Origin of the sequence: Chrysanthemum yellows phytoplasma (genome assembly GCF_000803325.1) — a bacterium.
Taxonomy (GTDB): domain Bacteria; phylum Bacillota_I; class Bacilli_A; order Acholeplasmatales; family Acholeplasmataceae; genus Phytoplasma; species Phytoplasma asteris.
Map to the genome: position 1 here is coordinate 1 of NZ_JSWH01000127.1, position 1,185 is coordinate 1,185.

General features: G+C 28.2%; 3 protein-coding genes. All 3 read left to right on the forward strand.

The window, feature by feature from the left end; all coding sequences use genetic code 11:
- Positions 1-104 precede the first annotated feature (104 nt).
- Positions 105-515 (forward strand): DUF2963 domain-containing protein, encoded by a 411-nt coding sequence (locus OL66_RS03740; protein ID WP_034172330.1) that lies wholly within the window; start codon positions 105-107, stop codon positions 513-515.
- Between the two features lie 23 nt (positions 516-538).
- The gene (locus OL66_RS02535) at positions 539-910 is read left to right on the forward strand and encodes a DUF2963 domain-containing protein (RefSeq protein ID WP_017193723.1); all 372 of its coding nucleotides are present in this window, start codon (positions 539-541) and stop codon (positions 908-910) included.
- 57 nt (positions 911-967) lie between these two features.
- Positions 968-1,185: HU family DNA-binding protein (locus OL66_RS02540; protein WP_034172331.1), on the forward strand; the 218-nt coding region annotated here is incomplete at its 3' end.

Consider the following 1,185-nt stretch of genomic DNA (forward strand, 5'->3'; position numbering starts at 1 on the left):
CAAAGTAATTATTCAAAATGTCATTTTTTTAGATAACAAAACCAAATAATATTTAAAAAATTAAGTCCCCAAAAGGGACTTTTTTTATAAAAAAGGAGAAAAAAATGAAAACAATTATTAAAGAATTTATTGATGATTACGGAATTAAAGTCGTTCAAGAATTCGACAAAATCACTGGCCATATAGTTAAAGCAACTTATTATAAAGATGATGAAAAAATAATTTATTATCGTTCTGATAAAACTATTGACTGTATAATTGAATCCGTTAAAAATACTAGCTTTACGTTTCAAGAAGTTTTTTATCAAGCTGATGGCAAAACTATTGATTATATAGAAAGTTACGAAAGAGATATTGACAAACTAATCAAAGAGACATATTACAAGTCCGATGGCGAAACTATTGATTATATAAAAGAATATGATGGAGAGGATAGCGCACGCATATTACTCAAAAAGACATATTACTATGATGATGGAACTATTAAAAAAATCATTAACTTTTGGAATCAATAAAAATAAAAGGAGATTTTAAAAAAATGAAAAAAATTATAAAAGAAATTATTGATAATAACGGATACAAAATAACCGAGGAATCTAACGAAAACAACCAAATAATCAAAAGAACCACTTACAACCCAGACGGCGTGACAATTTGGTACATCACTGAATACGATCCTCAAACTGGTGAAATAATCAAAGAAACCAATTACAACCCCGACGGAATAACAATTGATTTAATCATTGAATCCGACCCTCAAACTGGTACAATCATCAAAAAAACCTACTACAACAACCTCAACAGCAAAAAAATTGACTTCATCATTGAATATGACCCACAAACAGGAAAAAAAATCAAAAAAACAGGCTACCACCCCGATGGAACTGTTAAAGATATTATTAACTTTTAAAAATCCAATAAAAATAAACAAACAATTAAAAAAAATCAAAAAAGGAGTCAAATCATTATGACGAAAAAAGAATTAATTAAAAAAATAGCTGAGGTAAATAAAACCTCAATAACCCAAACCGAAGAGTTTTACAACTCATTTGAGAATGCTCTAATTAAAGCAATCACATCAAATGAAGAAGTGGTTTTATCCTCTAAAATTGGTAAATTCATCTTAAAAACTAGAAAAGCCCACACAACCCCCGAAACTAAATTCATCATCAATAAACAAACAGG

What these genes read in the sequence shown, in the direction of transcription:
- OL66_RS03740 (WP_034172330.1), top strand. Translation starts at nt 105, where the DNA reads ATGAAAACAATTATTAAAGAATTTATTGATGATTACGGAATTAAAGTC.
- OL66_RS02535 (WP_017193723.1), top strand. Translation starts at nt 539, where the DNA reads ATGAAAAAAATTATAAAAGAAATTATTGATAATAACGGATACAAAATA.